Origin of the sequence: Amycolatopsis sp. NPDC049688 (genome assembly GCF_040674975.1) — a bacterium.
Classification (GTDB): domain Bacteria; phylum Actinomycetota; class Actinomycetes; order Mycobacteriales; family Pseudonocardiaceae; genus Amycolatopsis.
The window spans coordinates 175787-201763 of sequence record NZ_JBFANY010000012.1 but is presented as its reverse complement, the minus strand read 5'-3'; the positions used below and the strand labels follow the sequence as shown (position 1 = coordinate 201763).

Below are 25977 nucleotides of genomic sequence, written 5' to 3'. Positions count from 1 at the left end.
CGAACCAAAGCAACTTTCCTACTAAAGTCGGTGAATTGGTTCAGACCAGTCACTGTCAGTGCGCTGACCTGCCCGTTTGCCCCGAGCAACGCGATCGCCGAGCCGGCCCGCTGCGCCGTTCGGCCCATTGACCCGCCCGCGGGCGGAACCTTTACTCGGACGCGTCCGGCGCAATAACAGCAGTTATTACTCCGGGCACACTCCTCCCGGTCCCCGGAAAGGTTCCCCATGAGATCCCCACGAGGGCTGGCGGCGATCGCCGGCCTGGCCCTGACCTTCGCGGTGCCGGCGATCCCGGCCGCCGCCGCTCCCGCACCTCCCGCCGCCACCCCGCCCGAGGCGCTCGCCGCCCGCGCCGCCGACCAGGCCGCCCTCACCGGCGCCGACCGGCTCGCGAAGGGTGCCGGGGAGGCCTTCGTCCGCACCGGAGTCACCCCGGGTGGCGGCGGGCTCTACTACGCCTCCTACCAGCGCACCTACCACGGCCTGCCGGTCGTCGGCGGCGACGCGGTGGTCGTCGCCGACGGCGCCGGCCGGGTCCGCGGCACCGAAGCCGCGGTCACCGCCCCGATCACCGTCGGCACGCAGGCCACGCTCCGGGCCGAGCAGGCCACGAAGATCGCCACCGCCCAGGTGTCCAAGGTGGACAACACCACCCCGCCGAAGCTGGTCGTGCTGGCCGGGGACGCCCCGAAGCTGGCCTACGAGGTCGTGGTCAGCGGCCACGCCCGCACCAAGCCGACCCACCTGCACGTGTTCGTCGACAGCGCGACCGGCGCCGTCCTCGACACCCGCGACGACGTCCGCGAAGCCGGCACCGGCAACTCCTACTACGCCGGCACCGTCCCGATCGACACGTCCGGCTCCGGCGGCTCCTACTCCATGACCGACCCCGGACGCCGCGGCATCGCCTGCGGCCGCGAGGGCGGCTCGATCTTCACGAAGAGCAGCAACACCTGGGGCAACGGCTCCGGCACCGACCTGGAGACCGCCTGCGTCGACGCGCTCTACAGCGTCCAGACCGAGTGGAAGATGCTCGGCGACTGGCTCGGCCGCAACGGCATCGACGGGGCAGGCGGCGGGTTCCGCGCCAGCGTCGGCCTCAACGACGTCAACGCCTACTGGGACGGCTCCTCGACGCACTTCGGGCACTCCCAGGACAACCGCCGCCAGGCGACGCCGATGGACGTCGTCGGCCACGAATTCGGCCACGCGATCTTCCAGACCACGCCGGGCGGCGCGGGTTCGGGCAACGAGAACGGCGGGCTCAACGAGTCCACCGGCGACATCTTCGGCGCGCTGACCGAGTTCTACGCCGGCAACCCGGTGGACCGGCCGGACTTCACCGTCGGCGAGGGCGTCAACCTGGTCGGCAACGGCCCGATCCGCTACATGTACAACCCCAGCCAGGTCGGCGACCCGAACTGCTACTCGTCGTCGATCCCGAGCACCGAGGTGCACGCGGCCGCGGGCCCGCAGAACCACTGGTTCTACCTGCTCTCGCAGGGCAGCAACGCCTCGCCGGCCAGCCCGACGTGCAACGGCTCGGCCGTGACCGGCATCGGCATCCAGAAGGCCGGCAAGATCTTCTACAACGGCCTCCTGAAGAAGACCTCGTCGTGGAACCACCGGGCGGCCCGCAAGGCCACCCTCGAGGCCGCGATCGCGCTGTTCCCGGGCAGCTGCACCGAGTTCGCCTCGACCAAGGCGGCCTGGGACGCGGTGAGCGTCCCCGCGGTCAGCGGTGAGCCGACCTGCAGTGGCCAGCCGCCCGCCGGCAACGACTACTCGCTGACGCTTTCGCCGACGTCGGCGACCGTCCAACCCGGACAGACGGCGACCACCACGGTGACCACCCGGATCACCTCGGGCAACGCCCAGACCGTGCAGCTGGTGGCGTCCGGCCTGCCTGAGGGCGCGAAGGCGACGATCAGCCCGGCGAGCATCTCCTCCGGCGGCTCGGCGACGCTGACCATCACCACGTCGGCGACCACGCCGGAGGGCACCAGCCAGGTGACGGTCAGCGGCGACGGCACCGACGCCGACCACTCCGCGCAGTTCACGCTGACCGTCGGCAGCGGCGGCCCGCCGCCGACCGGCTGCGACGGGCTCGCCGAGTGGGACTCCGCGAAGGCGTACGTGCCCAACGACGTCGTCGGCCACAACGGTCACAAGTGGACGTCGCTGTGGTACTCGACCGGGGCCGAGCCCGGTGCGCCCGGCTCCTGGGCCGTGTGGAGCGACAGCGGCGCCTGCTGAAACCCGGCCGCGCGGTGGTGGACCACGCCACCGCGCGGCCTACCCTGAACCGGTGGAAAGGCGGGCTGTGTGAGCGAGAGCGTCGGCGAACGCCTGCGTGAGCTGCGCACCGAACGCGGCCTCACGCAGCGCGAGCTCGCCGGGCCGCAGTACTCGGCGGCGTACGTGTCGTCGGTCGAGACCGGCGCCCGGACGCCGTCGGGCGACGCCCTGCGGTTCTTCGCCCAGCAGCTGGGCATCGACCCGGGCGAGCTGCTCGGCGGCCGGTCGCCGCGTGAGCTGATCGAGCTGGACCTCGAACTGATCGAAACGGCGGAACGGTTCCTGGCCGGCGACGCCCGCCGCGCGACCCCGCGGATGCAGCGGATCCGGCGCCGCGCCGAACGCCTCGACCGGCCGCGGCAGGCCGGGATCGCGCTGCTGTGGCTGGCCGGGTACTCGACCGGCGACGTCCGCACCAAGTACGTCGCGGACGCCGAAACGGCGCTGTCGGATGAGCCGCCGCCGGTGCGGGCGATGGTCGTCCCGCTGCGCGCGGCCGTGCTGTCCGCCTGGGGCGAGGTGCAGTATTCGGTGCACCTGCTGGAAACCTGCCACGCCGAGCTGCTGCGCGACGGCTACCCGCAGCCGTCCATCCTGCTGACGCTGCGGGCCTGCCTGGCCGAGCGGCACCTGCGCCAGGGCGACCTGGAGCGGGCGGCCGAGTACGCCGGCTCGGCGCTGCGGCTCACCCGGGGCGGCCCGGCGGTGCTCGCGGAACTGACCCGCAGCCACGTCGAAGTGTGCCGCAGTCACCTGGCGGCGGACCGGTTCGCCGACGCGGCCGCGTCGGTCGCGGCGGCCTACGACCTGATGCAGGAACGGGCGCTGCACCCGGCGATGGCGTACTGCCTGCTGGCCAGGGCCCGGGTCCGCGGCCGCGCGGGTGACGTCGAGGGCGCGCTGGCCGACCTCGGCGCGGCCCGGGAGACGGCGTGGCCGGACGACGTCCCGGCGATCACCGTCGAGCTCGCCGGGGAGTACCTCGCGGCGGGCCGGCTGGAGACCGCGGCCGCGTTGCTCGACCAGGTCCGCCCGGCCGTCGTGGCGGGCACGCCGCTGGCCGCGGAGCTGCGCCTGCAGCTGGGGTCGCTGGCCAGGGCCCGCGGCGACGCCCGGCGCGCGGCCGAGGACCTGCGGGCGGCCGTCGAGCTCGCCACCGGGCTGGGCGCGCGCGGGCTACTGGTGCGCGCGCTGCGGCCGTTGAGCGAGCTGCTCGGCGAGACGGGGAAGCAGACGGAAGCGGCGGACGTGCTGCGGAACGGGCTGATCGCGCTGGGCGCGGAAGACGGCTGAAGCGATTCCGATCCGTACCAACGAATCCCGGTGATCGAGATCGTCCGGCGTTCGGATGGTGTCCCGGACAATCCCTACGAAAGTCGTTCCGGGACGGAACACGGCGAGAATCCCCTGTTGCGGCGGGGTTTGTACGAATTGATTCGATAATCCGGAACGTGCCGTTGGTCCGTTCGGCGCATTGACGCGGCGGATGTGCTGATCCTTTACTCGGATGCGTCCGGACGCATACCTGCAGTTAGCCCGCCGGACACGTCTCCCCTTTCCCTTACCGGACCTCGATTCTGCCTTCATGGAAGGAAGACCTCGATGACCCATCGTGGGTTCAGCACGGGCTTGGCGGCTGCCGCCGGGCTCGCCATGACGCTCGCGTTACCGGTGGCCCCGGCGAGCGCAGCGCCCGCAGCACAGCCCGCCGCCCCGGAAGCGGCGGCCGCCCGCGCCGCCGACCAGGCGGCCGCCAGCGGTCTCGACGCCCTGCGCCGCGGCCCGGCCGAATCGTTCCAGCGCGTCGGCCTCACCGCCGGCGGCGGTGGCCTCTTCTACGGCGCCTACCAGCGGACCTACCAGGGCCTGCGGGTCGTGGGCGGGGACGCGGTCGTCGTCGCCGACGGCGCCGGGCGCGTCCGCGGCACCGAAGCCGCGGCCACCGCCCCGATCACCGTCGGGACGCAGGCGCCCCTCGACGCGGCGAAGGCCGCCGCCACCGCGCGCGCTCAACTGCCCACTGTGGACAGTGTGAGCACGCCGGAGAAGGTGGTGCTGGCCGGGGCGAGCCCGAAGCTGGCCTACGAGGTCGTCGTCGCCGGGCGCACCGCCACGGCGCCGAGCAACCTGCACGTGTTCGTCGACGCGGCGACCGGCGCGGTGCTCGACAAGCGGGACGACGTGAAGACGTTCGCCTCGGACGCTCGCACGCAGGCCCAGCCCGCCACGGTGAACGTGGCCGGCACCGGCAACAGCTACTACGTCGGGAACGTCTCCATCGACACGACGCAGTCCGGCAGCACGTACACGATGCGCGACCCGGGCCGCACCGGCATCAGCTGCGGCCGCGAGGGCGGTTCTGTCTACAGTGGACCGGACAACAACTGGGGCAACGGCTCCGGCACGGACCTCGAGACCGGCTGCGTCGACGTGCTCTACAGCGTCCAGACCGAGTGGAAGATGCTCGCCGACTGGCTCGGCCGCAACGGCATCAACGGCAGCGGCACCGGCTACCCGGCTTCGGTCGGCCTGTCCGACGTCAACGCGTACTGGAACGGCTCGTCGACGCACTTCGGCCACTCGCAGGACAACCAGCGCCAGGCCACCTCGATGGACGTCGTCGGCCACGAATTCGGGCACGGCATCTTCCAGTTCACTCCGGGCGGTGCCGGTTCCGGCAACGAGAACGGCGGCATGAACGAGTCGACCGGTGACATCTTCGGCGCGCTGACCGAGGCGTACGCCAACAACGCCAAGGACACCCCGGACTACGAGGTCGGCGAGGGCGTCAACCTGGTCGGCCAGGGCCCGATCCGCTACATGTACCAGCCGTCCAAGGTCGGCGACCCGAACTGCTACTCGTCGTCGATCCCGAGCACCGAGGTGCACGCGGCGGCCGGCCCGCAGAACCACTGGTTCTACCTGCTGGCCGAGGGCTCGAACCCGGGTGGCGGCAAGCCGGCCAGCCCGACGTGCAACAACTCCAGCGTCACCGGCGTCGGCATCCAGAAGGCCGGCAAGATCTTCTACAACGGCCTGCTGAAGAAGACCTCGTCGTGGAACCACAAGGCCGCCCGCAAGGCGACCCTCGAAGCCGCGATCGCGCTCTTCCCGGGCAGCTGCACCGAGTACAACGCCACCAAGGCCGCGTGGGACGCCGTCTCCGTCACCGCCGCCACCGGTGAGCCCACCTCGTGCAGCGGTGGCGGGCCGGACTTCTCGGTCGCGCTGAACCCGGCTTCGGGTTCCGTTCAGCCGGGCGCCTCGGCGACCACCACGATCAGCACCGCGATCACCTCGGGCGCGGCCCAGTCGATCACGCTGTCCGCCTCGGGCCTGCCCGCCGGCGCGACCGCGACGTTCAACCCGGCCACGATCTCCTCCGGTGGCTCCTCGACGCTGACCATAGCGACCTCCGCGTCGACCCCGGCCGGCAGCTTCCCGGTCACCATCACCGCCGACGGGGCCAGCACCGACCACACGGCGACGTACACGCTGAGCGTGGGCACCACCGGGTCGTGCGCCCCGGTGACCAACTCGACCCGCCTCGACATCCCGGACTACCCGGCGAGCGCGGTCAGCAGCACCGGCACCGTCTCCGGCTGCGCCCGCAACGCGTCCGGCACCACCAAGGTCGAGGTGCACATCACCCACACCTACCGCGGTGACCTGGTCATCGACCTGGTCGCGCCGGACGGCACCGCCTACCGGCTGAAGAACTCCAGCAGCGACGCCACCCCGAACCTCGACACCACCTACACCGTCAACGCTTCTTCGGAAGCCGCGAACGGCGCGTGGCAGCTCCGCATCCGAGACGTCGGCCCGGCCGACACCGGTTACCTGTCCTCCTGGACGTTGACCGTGTAGCACTCCCCACCCCGTGAAGGCCGCACCCGCCAGGTGCGGCCTTCACGGGCGTTGTCCCCAACCCCCACCGAAGGAATTCACCGCCATGAAGTGGAAGACACGACTCGGCGCCGGGGTCACCGCCCTCGCCGCCGTGCTGGGCGTCGTCAGCGCGCCGGCGGCCACCGCCGCACCCGCCGCGGCGCTCGCCGCGCCGGACATCTCGCTGGCCAACATCAAGGCCCACCTCAACCAGCTGCAGACCATCGCCAACAACAACGGAGGCACCCGCTCGGCCCGCGGCGGCGGGTACGCGGCATCGGTGTCCTATGTGGAAAACCTGCTGAAGAACGCCGGGTACACCACGACCCGGCAGACCTGCACCAGCTGCCTCGGGCAGTCGCAGAACCTGATCGCCGAGTGGCCGCAGGGTGACGCGAGCCAGGTCATCATGCTCGGCGCGCACCTCGACAGCGTGAGCGCCGGCCCCGGCATCAACGACAACGGCTCGGGCAGCGCGTCGATCCTCGAAGTCGCGCTGACGCTGGCCCGGACGAACCCGGCGATGGCCAAGCGCGTCCGGTTCGGCTGGTGGGCCGACGAAGAGTCCGGCCTGGTCGGCTCCAAGTACTACGTCAACAACCTGCCGAGCACCGAGCGCACGAAGATCAAGACCTACCTCAACTTCGACATGATCGGCTCGAAGAACTGGGGCTACTTCGTCTACGACGACGTCGCTTCGGTCAAGGCGATCTTCGACGAGTACTTCGCCTCCATCGGCATCCAGACCGAGGGCGACAGCGAAGGCGACGGCCGGTCCGACCACGCGTCCTTCAAGAGCGCGGGCATCCCGGTCGGCGGCCTGGCCACCGGCGCCGGCGACATCAAGAGCTCGGCGCAGGCGCAGAAGTGGGGCGGCACCGCCGGGTCGCCGTTCGACAACTGCTACCACCGCGCCTGCGACACCACGGCGAACATCCCGGACCCGCCGCTGGAGAAGAACTCCGACGCCATCGGGTACGCGTTGTGGAAGCTGGCTGTCGCCCCGGCGCAGGGCAACGACTTCTCCGTTTCGCTGAACCCGGCGTCCGGCACCGTCCAACCGGGACAGTCACTCCAGGTGGCCGTGAACACCGCGACGACGTCCGGCTCGGCGCAGTCGATCTCACTGTCGGCCTCGGGACTGCCCGCGGGGGCGACGGCGTCCTTCAGCCCGGCCACCGTGCAGTCCGGCGGCAGCTCGACGCTGACCATCACGACGTCGGCTTCGACCCCGACCGGCACCTTCCCGGTCACGGTGACCGCGGACGGCGCGAGTGCCGACCACACGGCGTCGTTCTCCCTCGGCGTCGGCAGCTCGACGTGCGGTCCGGTGACCAACCCGGCCCGGCTGGACATCCCGGACTACCCGGGTGCCGCGGTGAACAGCACCGCGAACGTGGCCGGCTGCGCGCGCAACGCGTCCGGCACCACGAAGGTCGAGGTGCACATCACCCACACCTACCGCGGTGACCTCGTCATCGACCTGGTCGCCCCCGACGGCACGGCGTACCGGCTGAAGAACTCCAGCAGCGACTCGACGCCGAACCTCGACACGACCTACACCGTCAACGCCTCCTCGGAGGCCGCGAACGGCGCCTGGCAGCTGCGGCTGCGGGACGTCGGCCCGGCCGACACCGGTTACCTCTCCTCCTGGACGCTGACCGTCTGACGCACTGCTCGGGGGCGTCCTGCGGGACGCCCCCGGAGTTGTCTAGACCACCCGTTCGTAGGTAGTCACCGGTTCCCCGCGGCGCTTATGTTGGGCGGACACGCCGCGTTCGCCCTTCAACGACGATGGGAGCCGGTATGCCCGGTCGCTTGTTCGGAACCCTGCTGGCCGCCGCGCTGGCCATCCCGCTGTTCGTGCCGGTCCCCGCCCAGGGGGCGGTGCAGGCCGACACGTGCGCGGTGAAATCGCGTCCCGCGGGCAAGGTCCTCCAGGGATACTGGGAAAACTGGGACGGCGCCGCGAACGGCGTCCACCCCGGGATGGGCTGGATCCCGATCACCGACAGCCGCATGGCCCAGCACGGGTACAACGTCGTCAACGCCGCCTTCCCGGTCATCCGGTCCGACGGGACGGTGTTGTGGGAGAACGGGATGGACGCCGGGGTCAAGGTGTCCACCCCCGCCGAGATGTGCGCCGCCAAGGATGCGGGCGCGACGATCCTGCTGTCCATCGGCGGCGCGGCCGCCGGGATCGACCTGTCCTCCTCGGCGGTGGCCGACCGGTTCGTCGCCACGGTCGTGCCCATCCTGAAGAAGTACAACTTCGACGGGATCGACATCGACATCGAGACCGGGCTGACCAACAGCGGCAACATCAAGACGCTCTCGGCGTCGCAGGCGAACCTGATCCGGATCATCGACGGCGTGCTCGCGCAGATGCCGTCGAACTTCGGGCTCACGATGGCGCCCGAGACCGCGTACGTGACCGGCGGCAGCATCACCTACGGCTCGATCTGGGGCGCGTACCTGCCGATCATCAAGAAGTACGCGGACAACGGCCGCCTGTGGTGGCTGAACATGCAGTACTACAACGGATCCATGTACGGCTGCGCCGGCGATTCGTACCAGGCCGGGACCGTGCAGGGCTTCACCGTCCAGACGCAGTGCCTGAACAACGGCCTCGTCGTGCAGGGCACCACGATCCGCGTGCCCTACGACAAGCAGGTCCCCGGCCTGCCGGCCCAGCCGGGCGCGGGCGGCGGGTACATGTCGCCGAGCCTGGTTTCCCAGGCGTGGCGGTCGGTTCCGGGTTTGAAGGGCCTGATGGACTGGTCGATCAACTGGGACGGCTCGAAGGGCTGGACGTTCGGCAACAACGTCAAGTCCCTGCAGGGCCGCTGACGCGCTCGTGAGTGGGAAACAGGGTTAGAACACTGTTTCCCACTCACGAGTCGGCGGCCAGCTCGGAGCGGACGAGTTCCAGGAGCCGGCCCAGCCAGTTGGCGCCGCCGGAGCTCCAGTACTTCGAAGCCCAGTCGCCGTAGAGCAGGCGGGCGTCGCCCGTGTCCAGCAACGTCGCCGCGATCGCCGGGTGACGCTCGAACTTGTCCCGCAGCAACGCGGCCATCACGCCCAGCCGGGCCGCCGGCCAGGCCGCCCGCCGGGGCGCCTCCTCGCCGAGGCGCCGGGCGTCGACGCCGCTGGAGGCGGCGGCGATCCGGTCGTGCCAACCGGCGTCGTCGGTGGACAGCGCCCAGTAGGCGTGCATGACGCTCGCGTACTCCCGGCCGCCGTGGACCACCGTCGCCGGGTAGTCGATCTGCAGGACCTCCAGGCCCGCCGGATCGGGCCAGCCGCTCGGGTAGACGTGCCCGCCCACGACCAGCGGAATGGTCGTCTCCGGTCCGTCCGCCACCCGCCGTACCCGGTCTCGGGCGACACCGGCCTCGCTCCGCCGGAAGTAGCCGAGCGCCCACTTCCGGTTCTCCGGGGTCACCGTGAGCGTCCGGTCCGGGCGCCGAGCCGGAATCGTCTCGCCCTCCTCGGCGAGCAGGATCCGCACCGGGACGTCGTTCTGGTCCATGTCGCCGAGCATGAAGATCCGGCGGTGCTCGGGCACGGCGTGGTACGCCTCCCGGACGATCTCGAGGTTCGCCGGCGTCGGATCCGCGGCATACACCGCCAGCGCGTTCCGGCAGCGCCCGGAGGAGTCCGGCCGGTCGTTGAGGTCGTCCACCTCGTCGGCGAGCTCGCCGATCACCAGCTCCGGGGTCAGCCACGACTCCAGTGCCGGCACGGTTCCCGTGGCCGTGCCGGTGATGACGAGCGGTGCGCCCTCGGGCGGGCTCAGGGTCAGCGTGCCGTCGTCGAACGCGGCGCGGAGACCCTCGAAATCAGTCGATTCGTACCGCCAGCGGACGGCACCGTCCGCGAACACGGCGAGCGGGCCGAGCGCGTAATGACCATTGTTGCGGACGAAGACGAGACGTTGCCGCCCCTCGACGACATCGCCGCCGACCACGCGCGAAGTCGGAGTGCTGTCAGGCATGCCGGCGAGCCTAACGGCAGATCAGGAGTCGCCGGCGGGAATCGGGTCGTTGTACTCGCCCGGTGGGCCGGCGTATTCGCGGGCACCGTCCGGGAACGGCCACGGGTTCGGGACGCAGCCGTGCAGCCCCAGCGTCTGCTGCTCCATCACCGGCGCCGGCTTGCCGGGGCCGGGGCACAGTTCGTGGCCCTGGCCGAGCCGGTGCCCGGTTTCGTGGGTGACCATGTACTGCCGGTAGACGTCCAGCGGGGCGCCGTAGTTCGGCACGGCGTTGGCCCAGCGGGCGACGTTGAGCACGACGTTGCTGCCGTTGCGGCAGGAGGTGTAGCTGTCCGGCGTGCCGCCGCACAGCTTGTCGCGGCTGGCCGGGGTGGCCAGGTAGATGGTGAAGTCGGCGCTGTCGGCCGGGCCGGCCTGCTGCAGCCGCCACTGCCCGCCGGCGGTCCAGCCGCGCGGGTCGCCGAGGATGGCCCGGATGCTCTTGGCGAACTCGGCGGGCCCGACGCCGTCGATGTCGGTCTCGACGGCGATCCGGTACCGCATCAGCCGGCCCGACTTCCCGGCGACCTCGTCGCTGCCGGGGGTGAACATCCACTGGCCGGACCCGGTCCGCGGGAAGCTGATCGCCGCCTCGGCGGGCGCGGCCTGCGTCACCGGAGCCCGCTCGTCCGGCGGCGGCGGGACCGCGGTGGCGTCCCCGATGGCGGTGAGGATCGGCCCGGCCGCCGGCGCGGCCACGGGCTGCCGTTCCGCCCCGCACCCGCCCACCGCCAGGGCGAGCACGGCGGCAGCCGCGGCCCGTCTCGCGGTTTTCGGCATGGGTCCTCCCGGGGTGCGCGGCTTCAGAAGGACATACGGGCCGCGGGCGGGAAAAGTTGCGGTGACCTGCGGTGGCGGAGCGTCACCGCAGTTCAGGACCCCCGGGTGTGACGACGACCACAGGACTCAGCTCAGGAACTTGCGCAGCACCTCGGTGACCTGGCGGATCTCCGCCGTCCGGACGTTCTCCTGCTTCGTGTGTGCCAACGTCGGGTTGCCCGGGCCGAAGTTCACCGCCGGCATGCCCCGCGCCGCGAACCGCGCCACGTCCGTCCAGCCCAGCTTCGCCGCCGCGCGGCCGCCGGCCGCCGCCACCAGTTCCGCCGCCGCCGGGGCCGACAGGCCCGGCAGCGCGCCCGGGGACAGGTCCACAACGGACAGTGCGAAACCGTCGAACACCTCGCGCAGGTGACGTTCGGCCGCCGCCGGGTCGCGGTCCGGGGCGAAGCGGTGGTTCACCGTCAGCACCGCCGCGTCCGGGACCACGTTGCCCGCCACGCCGCCGCTGATCGACGTCGCCTGGAGGCCTTCGCGGTAGGTCAGCCCGTCGATGTCGACGATCCGCGGCGTGTACTCCGCCAGCCGCCGCAGCGGCTCGGCGAGCGCGTGGATCGCGTTCTCGCCCATCCACGCCCGCGCGGTGTGCGCCCGCTTTCCCGGCAGCCGCAGCTCGACGCGCATGGTGCCCTGGCAGCCGGCCTCGATCACGCCGTTCGACGGCTCGCCGACGATCGCCAGGTCGCCCGCCAGCCACTCCGGCAGCTCCCGCTCGATCCGGCCGAGGCCGTTCTTGACCGCCTCGACCTCTTCGTTGTCGTAGAAGATGAACGTCACGTCGTGCTTCGGCGAAGGCAGCGTCGCCGCCAAGTGCAGGAAGACCGCGTCGCCGCCCTTCATGTCGACCGTGCCGAGGCCGTGCAGGAACTCCTCGTCACCGGTGCCTTCGCGGCGCGAAGGCAGGTTGCCGTTCTCCGGCACGGTGTCCAGGTGCCCGGCGAGCACGACCCGCGACCCGCGGCCGAGGTTCGTCCGCGCGAGGACGGCGTCACCGTTGCGGACGACCTCGAGGTGCGGGGCCTGCGCCTGCAGCGCTTCCTGCACCGCCGTCGCGATCTCGGCCTCGGCGCCGGACACGCTGAAGGTGTCCACCAGCGCTGCGGTCAGGTCCACGGGGTCGGCGTGCAGGTCGAGGCTCATGCTCCGCACGCTACCGTGGGGGTGTGCGTAGGTTCGGAGTCACTGTGGGTGGCGCGGTGCTGGTCCTGGTCCTGTCGGCCTGCGGGAACGAGGCCGGCCCGGCGCCGAAGCCGCAGGCGGGCGAGCCCGGCCCGGACGCGCTCCCGACGAAGCTGGACGCGCTGTCCGCGGACCAGTGCTACGCCAGCCCGCGCACGCAGCTGCCGAAGGGCTGTGAGAAGTACGTCACGGAGGTCGCGAACGTGCCCGGCGCGGCCCGCAAGCGCGCCGACGACCGCGACCCGCAGCTGGTCGCCGAGGCCGCCAAGCTGGAGCAGGCGGTCGGGTCGTTCCGCAGCGCGGGCTGCACGACCGTGCCGGCCGCGGGCGGTCCGTGCTCGCAGGCGCTCGTCGACATCGCCGGTGCCCTCGCGGGCCTGAAGAAGCAGGTAGACGCGCGGCCCACGAGTGGTTGATCCGCGTCACTCCACTACGGTGAAGGCCGTGAGCGAGCAGAGCCCGAACCCCGAAACGACCGGCGCCAGCGGCGTCGGGCTGGCCACCGTCACCACCGACGGGACGGTCCTCGACACCTGGTACCCGCACCCGAAGCTGATCGACGGTGGCACCGCCGGCACGGAGCGGCTGAGCGCGGACGAGGCCAAGGAGCTGCTCGGCGAGGCCGCCGCGGCCCTGCTCGGCCCGGACACCGACCGCGGGGTCGAGGTCGTCGCCGTGCGCACCACGATCGCCCGGCTGGCCGACGCGCCCGCGGACACCCACGACATGTACCTGCGGCTGCACCTGCTCTCGCACCGCCTGGTCCGCCCGCACGGCCAGAACCTCGACGGCATGTTCGGCCTGCTGGCCAACGTCGTGTGGACCAACCACGGCCCGTGCCCGGTCGAAGGCTTCGAGACGACCCGGCTGCGGCTGCGGGCGCGCGGCCCGGTGACCGTCTACAGCGTCGACAAGTTCCCGCGCATGGTCGACTACGTGATGCCGTCCGGCGTCCGGATCGGTGACGCCGACCGCGTCCGGCTCGGCGCGCACCTGGCGTCCGGCACGACCGTGATGCACGAGGGCTTCGTCAACTTCAACGCCGGCACGCTCGGCGCGTCGATGGTCGAGGGCCGGATCTCGGCCGGCGTGGTCGTGGGCGACGGCTCGGACGTCGGCGGCGGCGCGTCGATCATGGGCACGCTCTCGGGCGGCGGCAAGGAGACGATCTCCCTCGGCGAGCGCTGCCTGATCGGCGCGAACGGCGGCGTCGGGATCTCGCTCGGCGACGACTCGGTCGTCGAGGCGGGGCTGTACGTCACGGCGGGCACGAAGGTCGTCGTCGAGGGCAAGGTCGTCAAGGCCCGCGAGCTCAACGGCATCTCGGGCGCGGTCTTCCGGCGCAACTCGGGCACGGGCGCGGTCGAGGTCGTGCCGCGGACCGGTGCCGGCGTCGAGCTGAACGCGGCCCTGCACGCCAACGACTGAGGCTGGTTGTTCACCTAGTATTCACGGTGTGACCACCGAATCGTTGCCTCGCACGCCGGTCGAGCTGGGCCTGCCGGAGCTCCCGGTCGAGGTGCGCCCGGCCGATCCGGCGGTCCACCACGTCCGCGCCAAGCTCGACCGGGAGATCCGCGCCCTGCTCGCGCACGAACCCGGCACGCGCTCGGGGGCGGATCCGGAGGACCTGCACCAGATGCGCGTGGCCCTGCGGCGGATGCGCAGCGTGCTGAAGCTGTCCGGCTCGCTGGTCGGCGACGGCGCCGAGCCGGTGCGCGCGGAGCTGGGCTGGCTCGGCCAGTCCCTCGGCGAGGTGCGGGACTACGACGTGCTGATCGGGCACCTGCGCGAGGTCATCGCCGACTTCGAGGTCCGGGACCAGGCGGCGGGCCGCCGCCTGGTCTCGAAGTTCGTCACCGAGCGCGCCGCGGCGAAGCGGCGCCTGACCCGCGCGCTGTCCAGTGCGCGGTATTCGGCGCTGCTGCGCGAGGTGAGCCTGCTGACGCGGGCCGAGGAGGTCCCCGAGGAGGCCCCGCACAACCTGGTGACCGGCCTCGCGAAGCCGCACCGCAAGCTCGCGAAGGCGGTCGGCGCCCTGCCGGCCGACCCACCGGACGACGACCTGCACGCGCTGCGCATCCACGGCAAGAAGCTGCGCTACGCGGCCGAGCTGGCCCAGACATCGGCGAAGAAGAAGCAGGCGGCGCGGATCAAGGCGCTGCTGAAGGCGACGAAGCACTTCCAGACGGTGCTGGGCGACCACCAGGACGCGGTGATCGCGGCCGAGCGGATGCGGTCGGTCCTGGACTCGGCGGACGGCCCGGTCGGGTTCGTCGCGGGCCGGATAGCCGAGCGCGAGCTGGCCCGCCGCGCGGAGGCCCGGGCGACCTGGCGGAAGTCCTGGAAGGCGGTGGACGCGGCCGCCAAGGCCCTCCACGCCTGAGCCAGGCACGGCCACCACTCGCGGCCGCTCCGCCCGCGCCCCACCCACTCGCCCCCGCCCCCACTCGCCCCGCTCCCGCCCCCGCCACACACGCAACTCCGCCCCCGCCTTCCGTGCCCCGGATGCCCATCCGCCCCTCAGCCCGACCCCGCCCACCGCGCGGCCCCTCCCCCGGTCGTGAGTGGAAAAGCGCGTTCTAACTCGCCTTACCACTCACGACATCGACCACACGTAGCCGTCCGGGCGGATCAGCACCCGGCGGCCGCCTTCAGCCTCGTAAGCCGCGTACGCGTGGCCGCCCTCATCGACCAGGTCCGTCCCCGTCGCCACGCTGCCCGCCGGCAGGATCCGGTAGCCCGAAGTCGCCCCCGCCCCGAACAGCAGCTCCGTCGCGTGCGGGCCGCGGAACAGCTCGAACAGCCGCACCCGCTTGCCGTTCGCGTCCACCAGCGGCGCGTCCGGCGCCCGGTCCCCCGGCCGCAGCTGCCCGGTCCCCTCCGGCGACAGCGGCCCGCCTCGGTAACTGATGTCCAGCTGCTGGGTGTCCTCCCCGCGCCGGTGGGCGTCCTCGTCGCCGTCGACGTACTTCTGCAGCAGCCCGGCCGTCACCCCCAGGACCCTCGCCGCGACCGTGCGCCGCTCGATCTCGTAGCTGTCCAGCAGCTCCGGTGCACCGTCCGCGAGCTTCCAGCCCAGGTTGTAGCCGTCCTGGATCCCGGTGTTCAGGCCCTGCCCGCCCGTCGGCGGGTGGACGTGCGCCGCGTCGCCGGCCAGGAACACGCGGCCGTCGCGGAAGCGGGCCGCCAGGCGGACGTTCGGCCGCCACACCGTCGACCACGCCAGGCCGGACAGCTTGACCGTGCCGCCGCTGAGCACGTCGAGCCGGGCCTGGACCGCGGGCAACGCCGTTTCGACGTCGGTCTCGCCGTCACCGAGCGAGGCACCGAACTGGAAGTGCGGCGTCCCCGGCAGCGGGCTGAACATCATGCCGTTCATCGGCTCGTCCGGCGTCGCGAACCAGTGGCCGTAGTTGCGGTCGATGCCCTCGGCCACGACGTCGCCGAGCAGCATCCGGATCGACTCGTCGGTCGTGCCCTCGAACGCGATGCCCAGCGTCTTGCGCACGAAGCTCTTGCCGCCGTCCGCGCCGACCAGGTGCTCCGCACGCACCGTCTCCCCCGTGCTCAGGGTCGCCGTGACGCCGTCGCCGTCCTGCTCGAAGCCGGTCAGCGCGGTGTTCAGCTCGACGTGCACGCCGAACTCGGCCAGCCGGTCGCGCAGGATGCCCTCGGTCTGCGACTGGCCGAGGAACCAGCCGGTCGGGTACGGCGTCGTCGGCGTCGGCTCGACCGGGTCGAACATCACCCGCTCGCCGACCACCTCGCCGCCGAGGTGGATCTTCATCGGGACCGGGGCCATGCCCGCGGCCAGCACCGCGTCGAGCACGCCCAGATCCTCGAACACCTCCAGCGTGCGCGGCTGCATCCCGTCGCCGCGCGAGCCGACGAAGTACTCCGACGCCTTGTCGACGATCCGCACGGGGACGTCCCGCCGCGCCAGCTCGATGGCCAGCGTCAGCCCGGTCGGCCCCGCTCCCGCGATCAGCACCCGTGTGTCCATGCCGTCCTCCCAGTGAATTGTGATTCAGTGAATCTGGATTCAGAATGGCGCTGCTAGCGTCCCCTGTCAAGGAGGTGGCGGTGAACCGCAGGGAGAAGGCCGCGGAGACGGAGAGCGCGCTCAAGGCCGCGGCCAAGCGCGTCTTCGCCCGGAAGGGCTACCTGAACACGAAGATCACGGACATCACCGCCGAGGCGGGCCGCGCCGCGGGGTCGTTCTACAACCACTTCGCGGGCAAGGAAGAGCTGCTCGAGGCGCTGCTGGCCGACATCGCGGCCTCAGGCGACGAGAGCGCCGACAGCGAGGACCACCTGGCCGACTTCAGCGATCCGGGCGCCGTGCGCTGGCACGTCAAGCAGTACTGGGACTTCTACCGGGACAACGCCGCGACCATGCTGGCGCTGCGCCAGGCGGCGATGGTCAGCGAGTCCTTCGCCCGGACGCTGGCCCAGTTCGGTGCGTCGCAGGCCGCCGACCTCGACGACCACCTCGCCCACATCACCCGCGCCGGCCTGCGGCTGCCGGCGACCCCGGACCGCTGCGGCATGCTCATCTACAACCTCGTGGACGCCTTCGCGGCGAGCTGGCTGCACGGCGTGCCGACGGGCTGGACGCCGCCGTCGGACGAAGAGGCGGTCGACATGCTCACCCGGTTCGTCTACCGGGGCCTGACCGGCCGGGACTACTGACCGGGCTCCGGCCAGGAGTCCACGACTTCGACGTGCCGCAGTCCCGAGGATTCGGCGATGTGCCGGAACCAGGCGGCGCACTCCGGCACCGTGGTGATCAGCCGGGCCGACTCCTCGGCGTCGGCCCGGCTGCGCCACAGCACGATGTCGAGCCAGCCGCCGTCTTCTTCCCTGGTCAGGTAGGCGGCGAGACAGCCGGGGAACCGGCGGCGCATCGCCTCGACCATCGCCGGGCGCTCCGCCACCAGCTGCGTGACGGCGCTTTCGTCGACCTTGAAGCGCGCCAGTTCGATCGTCATGGTCATGGTCGACACCGTAGCCGGGGCCACCGACAGTTCCGGACGGCTCAGCCCGCGGTCAGCCGCTCCACAGCGGCGTCCACGCGCTCGTCCGTCGCGGTCAGCGCGACGCGGACGTGCTTGCCGCCCTTCGGGCCGTAGAACGTCCCGGGCGCGACCAGGATCCCGCGCTCGGCCAGCCACTGGACCGTCGCGGTGGCAGTTTCGTCGCGGGTGGCCCAGAGGTAGAGCCCGGCTTCGGAGTGGTCGATGCGGAAGCTGTTGTCCTGCAGCGCCTTCCGCAGCACGAGCCGGCGGCGGGCGTAGCGCTCGCGCTGGACTTCCAGGGCCTCGTCGTCGGCCAGTGCGGCGACCATCGCCTCCTGGACCGGGCGCGGCACGATCATGCCCGCGTGCTTGCGGACGTCGAGCAGCCGCTTGATCAGCCGGGGGTCGCCGGTCAGGAACCCGGCGCGGTAGCTGGCCAGGTTCGCCGACTTCGACAGCGAGTGCACCGCGATCAGCCCGTCGGTCCGGCCGTCGCAGACGTCCGGGTGCAGCACCGACAGGGGGTCGGTCTCCCAGCCGAGCGCCAGGTAGCACTCGTCGGAGACCACGACGACGTCCCGCTCGCGCGCCCACTCGACGACCTTGCGCAGGTGCTCGACGGGCAGCACCTTGCCGGTCGGGTTGGACGGCGAGTTCAGCCAGATCATCGCCGGCTTCTGCGGGCCGAGCGCGGTCAGGCCGTCGGTCCGCAGGATCGACGCGCCCGCCAGCAGCGCCCCGACCTCGTACGTCGGGTACGCCAGTTCCGGGATGACGACGACGTCACCGGGGCCGAAGCCGAGCAGCCGCGGCAGCCAGGCCACGGCCTCTTTGGACCCGATCGTCGGCAGGACGGCGTCCGGCTCGATGCCGTCGACGCCGTGCCGTCGCGAAAGCGCACCGCGCGCGGCTTCCCGGAGGGCCGGGATGCCGTGCGTGGTCGGGTAGCCCGGGATTTCCGAGACCGACGCGAGCGCCTCGCGGATGCGGTCCGGGACCGGGTCGACCGGCGTGCCGATGGAGAGGTCGACGACCCCGCCGGGATGCGCCTGCGCCGTGGCCTTGACCTCGGCGAGCGAATCCCAGGGGAAGTCGGGCAGCGCGACCGGGCTCATTCGCCCTGCGGGGGCAGCGCCTTGATGAAGGCCGGGTCGTGCGCGGTCTTGCCCACCTTGGACGCCCCGCCGGGCGAGCCCAGCTCGTCGAAGAAGTCGACGTTGGCCTTGGTGTAGTCCGACCAGTTGTCCGGGACGTCGTCCTCGTAGTAGATCGCCTCGACCGGGCAGACCGGCTCGCAGGCGCCGCAGTCGACGCACTCGTCGGGGTGGATGTACAGCATCCGCTCGCCCTCGTAGATGCAGTCCACGGGGCACTCGTCGATACACGCCTTGTCGAGCACGTCGACGCAGGGCTCGGCGATCACGTAGGTCACTGCGCACTCCTGCTTTTCTCTGCAAACAGCCAGTCCGTGCCGACATTACGCGGCGTCGGCACCCGTTCGGTCGGTGAGGCAAGCCTTAGCCATACCCCGGGTATGGGGCTCACCGGTCCCGGCGGCGCGAGGGCGGGGTGGCCCGGGCGTCACCGGTGATGACGAAGCGGGGCTTGGGGGCCTCGTCCTCGCTCTTCTGCTCCCCCACGGCCCGGTTGAACCCTTCGGAGATCTCGTCGACGAGCTTCTCGTTGTGCCGCTCGTCCTTGCGCTGGATGCCCACCGCCACCTCCAGAAGAAATCCGCTCCCGCGACTTTCACCGCCTCCGTCACAATCTAGCGGTGAACGCCCCCGAAAGGCTCGAAACCACCTGCAGCAGAGCATGGCCGCCACTGGTCGAGGAACCCCTAGGTGAGTGGTCCCTGCGCTGGGCGGACGGGTTCACCGGCCGCGCGAACAGCGCACTTGCGGTCGGCGACGCCGGTCGCCCGATCGGCGACGCCCTGCGCGCGGTGTGTGACTTCGCCCACGATAGGGGGATCGCCCCTATGGTCCAGGTCGTCCGCGACAGCCCGAACGAGCGCGCGATCGCGGCCACGGGCTGGGTGCCGGCGACCCACCACGGCGCCGGCCACGAGGTCGCCGTCTTCACCGCCCCGCTGACCACGGCCGCACGCTTGCGGGGGTTCCGGGTGGCGGAGCCCCCGGCTCGGGCCGAAGGCCCGGATGTCACCGCCCCGCGCTTCGCCGTCCACGACGAACCGCCGCCCGGCTGGTGGGAGCTCACCCTGCGCCCGGGTGAGGACTCCCCGGCCGCGCGGCAGGTCCTGGCCGGCGGGAAGGTCGGCTACGGGGTGGCAACGGTCGACGACGGCGTCGCCGGGGTCGTCCGCGGCGCGCTGGTCGACGACTGGCTGCACGTCGGCCGCCTCGAAGTCGCCCCGGGCTTCCGCCGCCGCGGGCTGGCGTCGGCGCTGATGGGCGCCGTGCAGACGTGGGGCGTGGAACACGGGACGCCCCACGCGGTGTTGCAGGTCGCGGAGGGGAATTCGGGCGCGCTCGCGCTCTACGCGGGGCTCGGCTACGCCCCGCACCACAGATACCGGTACTGGGTGCCCGCACCCGGCTCGTGCAAGGATTCGACGTCGTGAAGATCGTGGTAGTGGTCGGCGGAGTGGGCGGGGCCCGCTTCCTGCTGGGTGTCAAGGCAGCGCTGGGCATGGCACCCGAGGGTGCCTCCGAGTCGGAGCACGAGGTGACGGCGCTGGTCAACACCGGCGACGACGTCTGGATGCACGGCCTCCGGATCTGTCCTGACCTGGACACCTGCATGTACACCCTCGGTGGCGGGATCGACTCCGAACGCGGCTGGGGGCACGCGGGCGAGACCTGGGTGGTCAAGGAGGAGCTGGCGGCCTACGGCGCCGACCCGGACTGGTTCGGGCTCGGCGACAAGGACATCGCCACCCACCTGATCCGGTCGCGGATGCTGCGCGCGGGCTACCCGCTCTCGGCGGTGACCGAGGCCCTGTGCGACCGCTGGCAGCCCGGTGTCCGGCTGCTGCCGATGTCCGACGACCGCGTCGAGACGCACGTCGTGATCGACGACCCGGAGCAGGACGGCCAGCAGAAGGCGATCCACTTCCAGGAGTGGTGGGTGCGCTACCGCGCCGAGCCGAAGGCCCACTCGATCGTCGCGGTCGGGGCCGAGGAGGCCAAGCCGGCGCCGGGTGTGCTGGACGCGATCAAGGAGGCCGACGCCGTGCTGTTCGCGCCGTCGAACCCGGTCGTGTCGGTGGGCACCGTGCTGGGCGTGCCGGGCGTCCGGGACGCCCTGCGCAAGACGTCCGCCGGCGTGGTCGGGGTGTCGCCGATCATCGGTGGCAAGGCGCTGCGCGGGATGGCCGACGCGTGCCTGACCGCGATCGGCGTCGAGACGTCGGCGGAGGCCGTCGGCCGGCACTACGGCTCGCGCCAGGACGGCGGCGTGCTGGACGGCTGGCTGATCGCCGAGGGTGAGACCGCCGACGTGCCGGGCGTGACCGTCCGCGACGTCCCGCTGCTGATGTCCGATGTGGACGCGACCGCGGCGATGGCCCGCGCCGCCCTCGAACTGGCTGGAGCCCCCGTTGAGTGACCACGCTTCCCCCAAGCTGGAGATCCTGCCCGTCACCGGGCTGCCGGAGTTCCGCCCGGGCGACGACCTGACCGGCGCGATCGCGGCCGCCGCGCCCTGGCTGCGTTCCGGCGACGTCCTGGTCGTGACCAGCAAGATCGTCTCCAAGGCCGAGGGCAGGCTCGTGCGCGTGCCGTCGGACCCCGAGGCCCGCGACGCCGAACGCCGGAAGCTCGTCGAGCAGGAGGCCGTGCGGATCGTCGCGCGGATCGCCCGCACCGTGATCACCCAGAACCACCTGGGGATCGTGCAGGCCGCGTCCGGCATCGACGCGTCCAATGTGGCCGGTGACGAGGTCGCGCTGCTGCCCGCCGACCCGGACGCCTCGGCGCTGGCGCTGCGCAACGGGCTGCGGGAACGGCTCGGCGTCGAGGTCGCCGTCGTCGTCACCGACACCATGGGCCGCGCCTGGCGGGTCGGGCAGACCGACGCCGCCATCGGCTCCTCCGGGCTGCGCGTGCTGCACGCCTACCGCGGGGCGGTCGACGGGCAGGGCAACGAGCTGGCGGTCACCGAGGTCGCCGTCGCCGACGAGCTCGCCGCGGCCGCCGACCTGGTCAAGGGCAAGCTGGGCGGGACGCCGGTCGCGGTCGTCCGCGGGATCCGCATCGAGGACGACGGCTCGACCGCGCGGGACCTGATCCGCCCGCTGGAAGAGGACCTGTTCCGGCTGGGCGCCAACGAAGCCGTCGCGCAGGGCCGCCGGGAAGCCGTCCCGGCGCGCCGTTCGGTGCGGCAGTTCGCGGACGAGCCGGTCTCCCCCACCTCGATCCGCCGGGCGGTGGGCTCCGCGCTGACCGCCCCCGCGCCGCACCACACGCACCCGGTGCGGTTCGTCTGGCTGCGCGACTCCGGCGTCCGGAAGAAGCTGCTCGACGCGATGCGCGAGTCGTGGCAGGCCGACCTCGAGTCCGACGAGTTCACCTACGAGCAGATCGCGAAGCGGCTCAGCCGCGGCGACATCCTGTACCGGGCGCCCGAAATCGTCATCCCGTTCCTGGTGCCGGACGGCGCGCACACCTACCGCGACGACCGCCGCAACGACTGCGAGAAGACCATGTTCACCGTGGCCGGCGGGGCGGCGGTGCAGGGCCTGCTGGTCGCACTGGCGGCCGAGGGCCTGGGGTCGTGCTGGATCGGGTCGACGATCTTCGCCGCGGACGTCGTCCGTGACGTCCTGGGCCTCGACGAGCGCTGGCAGCCGCTGGGCTCGGTGGCCATCGGCGTCCCGCTCACCGAGCCGGAGCCGCGGGGCCCGGCGCTGGCCGGGGAAGGGCTGCTGGAGCTGTGAGCCTGCACGCGGACGCCGTCGCGACGCTTTCGTCGTGGCGGCCTGCTGTCGCGTCCCAGGAGTCGCTGCGGCAGGCGTTCCTCGGGTTCCTGGCCGCGCGCGAGGACGCTTGTCAGCGCTCTTGCGAGGCCGGGCACCTGACGGCGTCGGCGGTGGTGCTGGACCACACCGGCACGCGGGTGCTGCTGACGCTGCACCCGCGGGTCGGCCGCTGGCTGCAGCTCGGCGGCCACTGCGAGCCGTCGGACGCGTCGCTGGCCGGCGCGGCGCTGCGGGAGGCGACCGAGGAGTCGGGGATGTCCGGGCTGCGGCTCTCGCCCGAGCCGGTGCACCTGGACGTCCACCCGATCACCTGCTCGCTGGGCGTGCCGACGCGCCACTTCGACGTCCGGTTCGCGGTTCACGCTCCACCGGGCGCGTCGCCGGTGCGCAGCGACGAGTCCGATGACCTGCGGTGGTGGCCGGTGAACGCGCTCCCGGCGGGGTCGGAGGATCTCGCCGATCTGGTGAAAGCAGCAGTTCCTGTCGGTGCCGGGCGATAACCTGGTCCGCGGACAGGGAGGGACCACATGGCTACACAGTTCCCGGAGCGGGTGCACTACCACTCCGGCGGTGGCGGCGACACCGGCGTGTTCGGGTACATCGTGCTCGGGCTGATCGTCCTGGGCATCATCGTGTTCGTCATCGCGGTGATCGTCCGGGTGTCGAAGATGCGCCGCGAAGAGGCGATGAAGCGGGGCAGGCAGTTCCCGCCGAACCCGAACTTCCCGCCGCAGCAGGGCTTCGCGCCACCGCCGCAGGGTTATGCGCAGCCTGGGTTCGCGCCGCCGCCGGGGTCCCCGCCACCGGGGTTCGCGCCGCCGTCGCAGGGGTTCCCGCAGCAGCAGCCGGGTTACCCGCCGGCGCCGCAGCAGTACGCGCCGCAGGGGCCGTCGTTCCCGCAACAGCAGTTGCCGGGGCCGGGAGCGGGTCCGCAGAGCTGGTGATCGTCCCCTTCGACAGCGGTTCGCCGGTCCCGCCGTACGAGCAGGTCCGGTCGGGGCTCGCGACGCGGATCAACGACCGGAGCCTGGCCGTGGGCACGAAGCTGCCCACGGTCCGGCAGCTCGCGGCCGACCTGGGCATCGCCCCGAACACGGTGGCGAGGGCGTACCGCGAGCTGGAGGAGGCGGGCCTGATCGAGACCCGCGGCCGCGCAGGCAGCTTCGTGGCGGCGGCGGGCGACCAGACCCGCCGCCGAGCCCAGCAGGCGGCGGCGGAGTACGCGAAGACCACCCGTAGGCTCGGCCTCGACGACGCGGAGGCGCTGTCGATCGTCCGCGCGGCACTCGACGAGGGGAACGGCTGATGCTCAGCGTCCTGACGCTGCTGATCCTGCTGGTGGTCATCGGCGGGATCGTCGCCGTGGTGCTGGCCGTGGTGAATGCGAACAAGCCGAAGCCGCCGCCGTACCCGCCGCCGTACCCGGGGTACCAGCAGCCGGGATATCCGCCGCAGCAAGGGTTTCCGGGGCAGCAGCCGCCGGGGTACCCGCCGCAGCAGGGGTATCCGGGGCAGCAGGGCTACCCCGGCCAGCAGCCGCCGTACCCGGGCCAGCCGCCGTACCCGCCCCCGCCGGGCGGCTATCCCCCGCAGCAGTAAGGGAAAGGTCCCCTTCGGCCGGCGCGCAGTACTCCGGCGGCCTGCGCGGTGCAGGGCCGGGCTCCCGGTAGGCGGGGCTGCCGCAGCGTGCGGCTCTCCCGGCCACGTGAGCCGCACGGCCGCCAAGCCAGGCGCGGCTCGATCCCCCGGCCCCGCGCACCTGCCAGCCGTGTAGCCGCCCTCACATCGCGCGGTAGTCCCGCAGTTCGATCCGCGGCCCGAACCGCGGCCGCCGGTGGCCGGCCGCCTCCAGGTACCGCACCGCCCGCTGCCGCTGCGGCGCATACGGTGCCAGCACCTCCGCCATCCCGGCGTCGTCGATTTTGCGGCCCAGCACCGCGTTCCCCACCATCGACGGGATGTTGTAGTCGCCGAAGCTCACCGCGTCCGGGTCGCCCCACGCGCGCTGCGCGATCTCCGCCGCCGTCCACACCCCGATCCCCGGCACCTGGCGCAGCCAATGCCGGCCCGCGAGCCCGCCGAGCGAAACCGCGTGCTCCAGGTGGTGGGCCATGCCCGCCGCGTTGAACAGGGCCGTCCGGCGCTTGATGTCGACGCCCGCCCGGTGCCAGTGCCAGTCCGGCAGCGCCCGGATCTGCGTCGGCGTCGGCGGCACGCGCAGCCGTGCGGGGGCCGGGCCCGGCGCGGGGGACCCGAAGCGGCGGCACAGCTCGGCCCACGAGCGGATCGCCTCCTTGCCCGCCACCTTCTGCTCCAGCACCGCCAGCACCAGCCAGTCCCACACCGTCCCCGTCGCGCCGAGCCGCAGGCCCGGGACCGCCCGGCGCGCCCGCGCCACGACGTCGTGGTGCGCGACGAAGCCCGAGTCGTCGTCGTCCGCGCCGAGCAGGGCCGGCACGCCGCTGAGCAGGCGGTCCTTCGCGTCGCCCCAGGCCGCCGCCTCGATGCGGCCGTCCGTGTGGCGGCGCAGCGCCAGCGTTCCCTGGCCGTCCACGGTGTTCGTCGCCAGCCAGGTGATGCCACGCTCGTCGGTGAAGATGTTGAGCGACCCGCGCCCGCGCTTCAGCGGACGCAGGACCCGGTCCAGGTCGACTTCGAACGCGGGACGCCAGAACATCGGCTAAGCGTCGCTCGAGAAGCGGACGGAACCGTCGGGCAGGACGACGTCCGGCCAGACCCGGGCGCCTTCCAGCAGCTCGCAGCCCGCCCCGACGGACACGCCGTCGCCCAGCACCACCCCGCGCAGCACCGCGCCGGCCCCGACGCGGGCACCGTGGCCCAGCACCGAGCGCTCGACCACCGCGCCCTCGGAGACGGCCGCGCCGTCGAACAGGACCGAGCCGTCGATCTTCGCGCCCGAGCCGACCACGGCGGCGACGCCGATCGTCGAACCGCCGGACAGCTGGGCGTCCTCCGCCACCGACGCGCCGTCGAGCACCAGGAAGTCACCGGGACGGCCGGGCAGCGCCGACGTCGGCGCCAGGCCGCGCACGAGGTCGGCCGAGCCGCGCACGAACGCCTCCGGCGTGCCGACGTCCAGCCAGTAGGAGGCGTCGACGAACCCCTGGATGTGCGCGCCCTGCTCCAGCAGCTGCGGGAACGTCTCGCGCTCCACCGACACGCGGCGCCCGGCCGGAATGGCCTCGATCACCGGGCGGCGGAAGACGTAGCAGCCGGCGTTGATCTGGTCGGTCGGCGGGTTCGGCGTCTTCTCGAGGAACGCCTGGACGCGGCCGGTCTCGTCGGTCGGCACCGACCCGAACCGGCTCGGGTCCGGCACGCGCTGCAGGTGCAGGGTGACGTCGGCCCCGGATTCGCGGTGGACGCGCAGCTGCTCGCCGAGGTCCGCGCCGGAGAGGATGTCGCCGTTGAAGACGATCACCTGCTCCGCGCGCAGCTTGTCGTAGACGTTCCGGATCGCGCCCGCGGTGTCGAGCGGCTCCTCCTCGACCACGTACTCGAGCTCGAGACCGATCGACTTGCCGTCGCCGAAGTACTCCTCGAACACCTCCGCCCGGTAGCTCGTGCCCAGCACGACGTGCCGGATCCCGGCCTCGCGGATGCGGGAGAACAGGTGGCTCAAATAGGGCGTCCCGGCCGTGGGCAGCATCGGCTTCGGCGCCGACAGGGTCAACGGCCGGAGGCGCGTGCCTTTGCCCCCGACCAGCACGACGGCGTCGACAGCGTCGGTTCGGACCTCGGACGTCACGGAA

The 25977-nt window shown here is 72.3% G+C and carries 26 protein-coding genes; 16 read left to right on the top strand and 10 right to left on the bottom strand.

The window, feature by feature from the left end; genetic code table 11:
- Positions 1-228 precede the first annotated feature (228 nt).
- From AB0J55_RS32070 to AB0J55_RS32050, 5 genes are all read left to right on the top strand, one after another.
- Positions 229-2259 (top strand): M4 family metallopeptidase, encoded by a 2031-nt coding sequence (locus AB0J55_RS32070; RefSeq protein ID WP_364256865.1) that lies wholly within the window; start codon positions 229-231, stop codon positions 2257-2259.
- Between the two features lie 69 nt (positions 2260-2328).
- Positions 2329-3594 carry a helix-turn-helix transcriptional regulator gene (locus AB0J55_RS32065; RefSeq protein WP_364256862.1) on the top strand — a complete coding sequence of 422 codons (1266 nt, stop codon included), beginning with the start codon at positions 2329-2331 and terminating at the stop codon, positions 3592-3594.
- A gap of 309 nt (positions 3595-3903) precedes the next feature.
- Complete coding sequence (locus AB0J55_RS32060; RefSeq protein WP_364256859.1) at positions 3904-6168, top strand: M4 family metallopeptidase; 2265 nt, start codon at positions 3904-3906, stop codon at positions 6166-6168.
- 85 nt (positions 6169-6253) lie between these two features.
- Positions 6254-7858 (top strand): M28 family metallopeptidase, encoded by a 1605-nt coding sequence (locus AB0J55_RS32055; RefSeq protein WP_364256856.1) that lies wholly within the window; start codon positions 6254-6256, stop codon positions 7856-7858.
- 137 nt (positions 7859-7995) lie between these two features.
- Positions 7996-9039 carry a chitinase gene (locus AB0J55_RS32050; protein ID WP_364256853.1) on the top strand — a complete coding sequence of 348 codons (1044 nt, stop codon included), beginning with the start codon at positions 7996-7998 and terminating at the stop codon, positions 9037-9039.
- A gap of 43 nt (positions 9040-9082) precedes the next feature.
- Here the strand turns inward: AB0J55_RS32050 and AB0J55_RS32045 are convergent, their stop codons facing one another.
- From AB0J55_RS32045 to dapE, 3 genes are all read right to left on the bottom strand, one after another.
- Positions 9083-10186, bottom strand: coding sequence for an NADAR family protein (locus tag AB0J55_RS32045; RefSeq protein ID WP_364256851.1), 1104 nt, complete (start codon positions 10184-10186; stop codon positions 9083-9085).
- Positions 10187-10207: 21 nt separating this feature from the next.
- Positions 10208-11005, bottom strand: a complete 798-nt coding sequence (locus tag AB0J55_RS32040) for a DUF3152 domain-containing protein (protein WP_364256849.1) — start codon at positions 11003-11005, stop codon at positions 10208-10210.
- A 126-nt stretch (positions 11006-11131) separates the two neighbouring features.
- Complete coding sequence (dapE, locus tag AB0J55_RS32035; RefSeq protein ID WP_364256846.1) at positions 11132-12202, bottom strand: succinyl-diaminopimelate desuccinylase; 1071 nt, start codon at positions 12200-12202, stop codon at positions 11132-11134.
- A gap of 44 nt (positions 12203-12246) precedes the next feature.
- Here dapE and AB0J55_RS32030 point away from each other — a divergent pair, with 44 nt between their 5' ends.
- From AB0J55_RS32030 to AB0J55_RS32020, 3 genes are read left to right on the top strand one after another with little or no spacing between them, the layout of a single operon-like run.
- Positions 12247-12657 (top strand): hypothetical protein, encoded by a 411-nt coding sequence (locus AB0J55_RS32030; protein WP_364257071.1) that lies wholly within the window; start codon positions 12247-12249, stop codon positions 12655-12657.
- Between the two features lie 28 nt (positions 12658-12685).
- Entirely contained in the window at positions 12686-13669 is a 984-nt protein-coding gene (gene dapD, locus AB0J55_RS32025) for a 2,3,4,5-tetrahydropyridine-2,6-dicarboxylate N-succinyltransferase (protein WP_364256843.1), read from the top strand.
- 28 nt (positions 13670-13697) lie between these two features.
- Complete coding sequence (locus AB0J55_RS32020) at positions 13698-14627, top strand: CHAD domain-containing protein (RefSeq protein WP_364256840.1); 930 nt, start codon at positions 13698-13700, stop codon at positions 14625-14627.
- Positions 14628-14840: 213 nt separating this feature from the next.
- Here AB0J55_RS32020 and AB0J55_RS32015 read toward each other — a convergent pair whose 3' ends face one another.
- Positions 14841-16247, bottom strand: a complete 1407-nt coding sequence (locus tag AB0J55_RS32015) for an FAD-dependent monooxygenase (RefSeq protein WP_364256837.1) — start codon at positions 16245-16247, stop codon at positions 14841-14843.
- 44 nt (positions 16248-16291) lie between these two features.
- Here AB0J55_RS32015 and AB0J55_RS32010 point away from each other — a divergent pair, with 44 nt between their 5' ends.
- Positions 16292-16936 carry a TetR/AcrR family transcriptional regulator gene (locus AB0J55_RS32010; RefSeq protein WP_364256834.1) on the top strand — a complete coding sequence of 215 codons (645 nt, stop codon included), beginning with the start codon at positions 16292-16294 and terminating at the stop codon, positions 16934-16936.
- Here AB0J55_RS32010 and AB0J55_RS32005 read toward each other — a convergent pair.
- The 4 genes from AB0J55_RS32005 to AB0J55_RS31990 form a co-directional block, all read right to left on the bottom strand.
- A complete protein-coding gene (locus AB0J55_RS32005; RefSeq protein WP_364256831.1) occupies positions 16930-17241 on the bottom strand; it encodes an antibiotic biosynthesis monooxygenase in 312 nt (103 codons plus the stop codon). The two genes, AB0J55_RS32010 and AB0J55_RS32005, sit on opposite strands and share 7 nt — an antisense overlap.
- Positions 17242-17282: 41 nt before the next feature.
- The gene (gene dapC, locus AB0J55_RS32000) at positions 17283-18377 is read right to left on the bottom strand and encodes a succinyldiaminopimelate transaminase (protein ID WP_364256828.1); all 1095 of its coding nucleotides are present in this window, start codon (positions 18375-18377) and stop codon (positions 17283-17285) included.
- Positions 18374-18694 carry a ferredoxin gene (gene fdxA, locus AB0J55_RS31995; RefSeq protein WP_003083029.1) on the bottom strand — a complete coding sequence of 107 codons (321 nt, stop codon included), beginning with the start codon at positions 18692-18694 and terminating at the stop codon, positions 18374-18376. Before fdxA ends, dapC begins: the two co-directional genes overlap by 4 nt.
- 109 nt (positions 18695-18803) lie before the next feature.
- Positions 18804-18983 carry a hypothetical protein gene (locus tag AB0J55_RS31990; RefSeq protein WP_364257086.1) on the bottom strand — a complete coding sequence of 60 codons (180 nt, stop codon included), beginning with the start codon at positions 18981-18983 and terminating at the stop codon, positions 18804-18806.
- Between the two features lie 53 nt (positions 18984-19036).
- Between AB0J55_RS31990 and AB0J55_RS31985 the strand changes: the two genes are divergently transcribed.
- The 7 genes from AB0J55_RS31985 to AB0J55_RS31955 are packed head-to-tail and all read left to right on the top strand — an operon-like array spanning position 19037 to position 23803.
- Positions 19037-19846 (top strand): GNAT family N-acetyltransferase, encoded by an 810-nt coding sequence (locus AB0J55_RS31985; RefSeq protein ID WP_364256825.1) that lies wholly within the window; start codon positions 19037-19039, stop codon positions 19844-19846.
- Positions 19843-20832 carry a 2-phospho-L-lactate transferase gene (gene cofD, locus AB0J55_RS31980; protein ID WP_364256822.1) on the top strand — a complete coding sequence of 330 codons (990 nt, stop codon included), beginning with the start codon at positions 19843-19845 and terminating at the stop codon, positions 20830-20832. Before AB0J55_RS31985 ends, cofD begins: the two co-directional genes overlap by 4 nt.
- Positions 20768-22162 carry a coenzyme F420-0:L-glutamate ligase gene (locus tag AB0J55_RS31975; RefSeq protein WP_364256819.1) on the top strand — a complete coding sequence of 465 codons (1395 nt, stop codon included), beginning with the start codon at positions 20768-20770 and terminating at the stop codon, positions 22160-22162. The genes cofD and AB0J55_RS31975 overlap by 65 nt, the downstream gene beginning before the upstream one ends.
- A complete protein-coding gene (locus AB0J55_RS31970; RefSeq protein ID WP_364256816.1) occupies positions 22159-22704 on the top strand; it encodes an NUDIX hydrolase in 546 nt (181 codons plus the stop codon). The genes AB0J55_RS31975 and AB0J55_RS31970 overlap by 4 nt, the downstream gene beginning before the upstream one ends.
- 27 nt (positions 22705-22731) lie before the next feature.
- Positions 22732-23148: a hypothetical protein gene (locus AB0J55_RS31965; protein ID WP_364256813.1), complete on the top strand. Its 417-nt coding sequence runs from the start codon at positions 22732-22734 to the stop codon at positions 23146-23148.
- Complete coding sequence (locus AB0J55_RS31960) at positions 23145-23510, top strand: GntR family transcriptional regulator (RefSeq protein ID WP_364256810.1); 366 nt, start codon at positions 23145-23147, stop codon at positions 23508-23510. Before AB0J55_RS31965 ends, AB0J55_RS31960 begins: the two co-directional genes overlap by 4 nt.
- Positions 23510-23803, top strand: a complete 294-nt coding sequence (locus tag AB0J55_RS31955) for a hypothetical protein (protein WP_364256807.1) — start codon at positions 23510-23512, stop codon at positions 23801-23803. Before AB0J55_RS31960 ends, AB0J55_RS31955 begins: the two co-directional genes overlap by 1 nt.
- 181 nt (positions 23804-23984) lie before the next feature.
- On the opposite strand, the gene AB0J55_RS31950 is transcribed toward AB0J55_RS31955, so the two are convergent.
- Both AB0J55_RS31950 and AB0J55_RS31945 read right to left on the bottom strand, forming a co-directional pair.
- Positions 23985-24881 carry a DNA-3-methyladenine glycosylase 2 family protein gene (locus AB0J55_RS31950; protein ID WP_364256804.1) on the bottom strand — a complete coding sequence of 299 codons (897 nt, stop codon included), beginning with the start codon at positions 24879-24881 and terminating at the stop codon, positions 23985-23987.
- Positions 24882-24884: 3 nt separating this feature from the next.
- Positions 24885-25973: an NDP-sugar synthase gene (locus AB0J55_RS31945; RefSeq protein WP_364256801.1), complete on the bottom strand. Its 1089-nt coding sequence runs from the start codon at positions 25971-25973 to the stop codon at positions 24885-24887.
- Positions 25974-25977 lie beyond the last annotated feature (4 nt).